Below are 4,107 nucleotides of genomic sequence, written 5' to 3' on the forward strand. Positions count from 1 at the left end.
GGGGAATACCCCTTAGTTCAAGTCGGCTTAAAATCTGGTTTATTTTTCACTCTTACACCTCCTGCATACCCCAGACAGTTCTGCGGTACTGCATCTTTTCCTTTCAAATTTTGTCAGCAGCTTCTTTAACTGCTGGCACTGTTATAATGTCTTAATCCTAATTTCCAAAACCAAAGCATCAATGCAGTGAAAACCGCCACAATACCCATTCCGAAAATAATCCCCGGTACGGACAGAGAACTTGTCAATACCTGTGTGGGCAGTGTTGCGATTACCCCATAGGGTAAAATGGCATAAAAGAAGATTTTAAATCCTCTCTGAAAGATCACGCCCGGTATTTTCATACACAGATCCAGTCCTGCCTCTTCCAGTTTTAATATCCCTGTAGTGGAAATAATAAAAAAGGAAGTCGTCCGCAGCATAATCTCCAGGTCATAGAACAACAATGTCATAATCGCTATAAACAGAATGTATCCGATAACCTGGATCATACCGATCTGAAATCCTCCAACTGATACCCCATATGCGATTACCCCAACGCTAAACAATAGCTGCGGCAGAGTACCCGGGTTAACTTTTTCAAATGTAATACGCAGCAGCGGGCTTACCGGTTTCGTCAGATAAAGGTCCATCTCACCGGTTCTCACTTTATCCGGTATGGTCAGCACTCCGAAAAAGTAAACCGTCATGTTGATGGCATCAACCAGTGAAAATGTACCGATAAAAATGATCATTTCCCCCTGTCCCCAGCTTCCAATCCTGTCTACATTTGAAAAAATAGCCTGAAACACCAGAAGCTGTATAAAGAACAGGCTCACATCCACAAACAGCGGACCAAAAAATCCTAACCGGAATGCCATCAGATGTGACATTCTGAGTTTCAGCAGCTCTTTTATAAATCTATAATTATTTTTCATATTCCTACTCCATCATATTTTATACGGTATCTGGCAAAGATTACCCTGTTTACAATAGCAAAGAACAAACTCCACCCCGCCAATACCACAATCCCCGTAAAGACCTCATCCTGGCATTTGCCAATCAGAGCCATAGAAGGCAGATAAGTTACATAGTAAAACGGGAATAATTTCATAACCATTATGATACCATCCGGCAGCAGTGCCAATGGAATCAGGGCACCGGTAATCAGCGCGATTAAATTATCTTTTACCATGAGAAATGTGCTGATTTCCTGAAATCGGAACGTCAGTATTCCCAGAAAATAATTCAGCTGAACCATAAATAGCAGCCCAATCCCTACCAGAACCAATACCGCCAGTATGATCTGCCAGCTTCCTATTATTACAAATTCAACAGGGAATAACACCATCCAAAGAGCCAGTGCCCCCAGAATACAGAAACCGTAAAAAACCGTTGTCCCCAACTGCCTTGCAATATAAAACCGCAGCGTTCCCATGGGGAGGATCATGTAGCTGGAAAACGTTCCATTTCTGATCCTGCCGCTGATATCCTGACCGATTTCCCCGGAAGTATCGATCTGGGACAGGAAAGAGCTTATCACATAATAGGACAGCATTGCCGGAAAGGTAAAGCCTGCAACTTCCTGCTCATTTCCGAAAATAGCCCCCCACAGCAGGTAAGCAAATAATATTTTCGTAACCATAATAATCAATTGGAATACTGTATCTGCTCTCCAGATCAACTGCTGCTTTAAATAAATCTTTGAAACTTCCAGATATTTGCTCAAATTCTTGCCTCCCCGCTTTGATAAATGCGTTCTACCACATTTCCCACTTCTTCTTCCTCTACGGTAATATCACTGGGATTATAGGTCTTCATGAAGTACTCCAGCAGATTCCCTGCAAGGCTTTTATCCACTTGTATCACTACCTTATACGGTGTAGCCTCCAGAATCTTACAGGAAACAGTCTCCTCCACTTCCACGGAAGAAACAGGATGGTCAAAAACTGCCGTAATCTTCTTAAATTTCTGGTATTGTTCGAATAACTGCTGGGTTTCCCCATCGTAAATTTTCTTTCCGCCGTTTATAACCACCGAACGATGACACAGCATTTTTATATCTTCCATATAGTGGGATGTCAGCAAAATAGTCGTTCCTTTTTCTTCATTTACCTGTTTTAAAAACTTCCTGATCTGTTTTCCTGCAACGGCATCCAGCCCTATAGTTGGTTCATCCAGAAACAGTATTTTGGGATTATGCAAAAGTGCTGTCATCAATTCCAGTTTCATACGTTCTCCCAGTGAAAGGGTACGTACCTGTACATTCATCAAATCCTCTACTCCAAAAAGCTGCACAAAATATGCCTTGCTCTGTTGAAAATCATCTTCTGGTATCCAATATATTTCTTTGTAGAGACGAAGATTATCCTCAGCTGTTAATACAAAAAACAACTGGCTCTTCTGCCCCATTACAATTGCATATTTCCGCTTGAATTCATTTTCCAGTTTATTCGGCTCAAATCCCAGAACCCTGATCTTTCCGCTTGTGGGTGCAATAATACCGGTCAGCATTTTTACCAGGGTGGTTTTTCCGGCTCCGTTTGCTCCAATCAGTCCTACAAATTCACCTTCCTGAACATTCAGGTCAAACTGATCGACTGCTTTTTTCACCGTATATTCCCGCTTGAACAGCCCCTTAATACTTCCGGAAATTCCCTCTTTCTTCTGATAACGTTTAAATTCTTTACTCAATCCGCCTGCTTCAATTACATTCATTTTAATTCCCTTTCTTTTTTGCATAATAAAAGCCCATCGAAAAATCTGCCGTTTTTGTCAGCATCCTTCCGCCGCCAAAGGGCGGCAAAATGCTGTACAAAACGTACTGCTTCGATGGGCTAGATCATGTTCAGGGAATAGTGTATTCCTTGTTTTAGACACAAAAATAAAGCCAGTGACAAAACGGCCTGATATGAAATACACGCCCTTTGTCATGAAAGTTGAAAGCAGTCTGTAAGGCAGAGTGAAACAGGCATTTCTTTATCAAATGCCGGTCTCTGGGTTCACTTATAGCGTGAATTCACGCATAGTTTTAACCCTGGTAACTATTTTGTTACCGCACTCTCATTTACAGACACACTTAACATACAATCTTCCTCGCTTCAAAATTTAACATTTTTTATTTTATTAATGAGTTTATTATAACGGATTCGAAGGAATTGTCAAGATGTTTTTTAACCTTCCATTATTTTCCCGTAAACAACCGTTTTGGTCAATACAATTTTCAGGGATAAAAAACAGGACCGAAATCCTCATTTATAGAGAATTGCAGCCCTGTAATTTATATCTGTATTTAACTGTTTCACATATATCCTTAAAAGCCAGTAACAGCTTCTTTACGCAATGCTGTATTAGATTCTTGCTACACCAGTTTCTCTTGCAACTTTTGCAACAGCTTCTGCTACTGCCTGAGCAACAGACTTGTCCAGTGCGCTTGGAATAATATATTCAGCACATAATTTATCATCGGTAACGAAGGATGCAATTGCTTTTGCAGCTGCAATCTTCATTTCATCGTTGATTTCGCTTGCACGTACATCTAATGCTCCACGGAAGATTCCAGGGAATGCAAGTACGTTGTTGATCTGGTTCGGGAAGTCACTTCTTCCTGTTCCAACTACTGCTGCTCCTGCTTCTCTTGCAAGGTCTGGCATAATTTCCGGTGTAGGATTAGCCATTGGGAAGAGAATTGGGTTAGCATTCATTTTCTTAACCATTTCCGGTGTTACACATCCAGGTGCAGAAACGCCGATAAATACATCAGCACCAGTTAACATTTCTTCTAAGGTACCTTTGCGGCAGTCTAAGTTTGTGATCTTAGCCATTTCTTCTTTTTCCTGGTTCATGTTGTCGCGTCCCTGATAGATTGCACCCTGTCTGTCACAGAGAACTACATTCTTTAATCCCATAGCGATCAATAATTTGATAATAGCGATACCGGCTGCACCAGCTCCGCTTGTAACTACTTTAATTTCATCGATTTTCTTACCTGTGAGTTTTAATGCATTTAAAAGCGCTGCAAGTGTAACTACAGCTGTACCATGCTGATCATCATGGAAAATCGGGATATCACAGCAAGCTTTTAATTTTTCTTCGATTTCGAAGCAGCGTGGTGCGGAAATGTCTTCC

4 protein-coding genes are annotated in these 4,107 nt (G+C 41.1%); all 4 read right to left on the reverse strand.

Features of this window, described 5'->3' with window-relative positions; genetic code table 11:
- Nucleotides 1-125: 125 nt before the first annotated feature.
- Entirely contained in the window at nt 126-917 is a 792-nt protein-coding gene (locus ACH2DQ_RS12265) for an ABC transporter permease (protein ID WP_394913734.1), read from the reverse strand.
- Nucleotides 914-1,708 carry an ABC transporter permease gene (locus ACH2DQ_RS12270; RefSeq protein ID WP_394913733.1) on the reverse strand — a complete coding sequence of 265 codons (795 nt, stop codon included), beginning with the start codon at nt 1,706-1,708 and terminating at the stop codon, nt 914-916. The genes ACH2DQ_RS12265 and ACH2DQ_RS12270 overlap by 4 nt, the downstream gene beginning before the upstream one ends.
- Nucleotides 1,705-2,721, reverse strand: coding sequence for an ATP-binding cassette domain-containing protein (locus ACH2DQ_RS12275; RefSeq protein ID WP_395026902.1), 1,017 nt, complete (start codon nt 2,719-2,721; stop codon nt 1,705-1,707). The genes ACH2DQ_RS12270 and ACH2DQ_RS12275 overlap by 4 nt, the downstream gene beginning before the upstream one ends.
- A gap of 608 nt (nt 2,722-3,329) precedes the next feature.
- A partial coding sequence (locus tag ACH2DQ_RS12280; protein WP_395026904.1) for an NADP-dependent malic enzyme occupies nt 3,330-4,107 on the reverse strand: 778 nt, incomplete at its 5' end.

This window comes from Robinsoniella sp. (assembly GCF_034124845.1).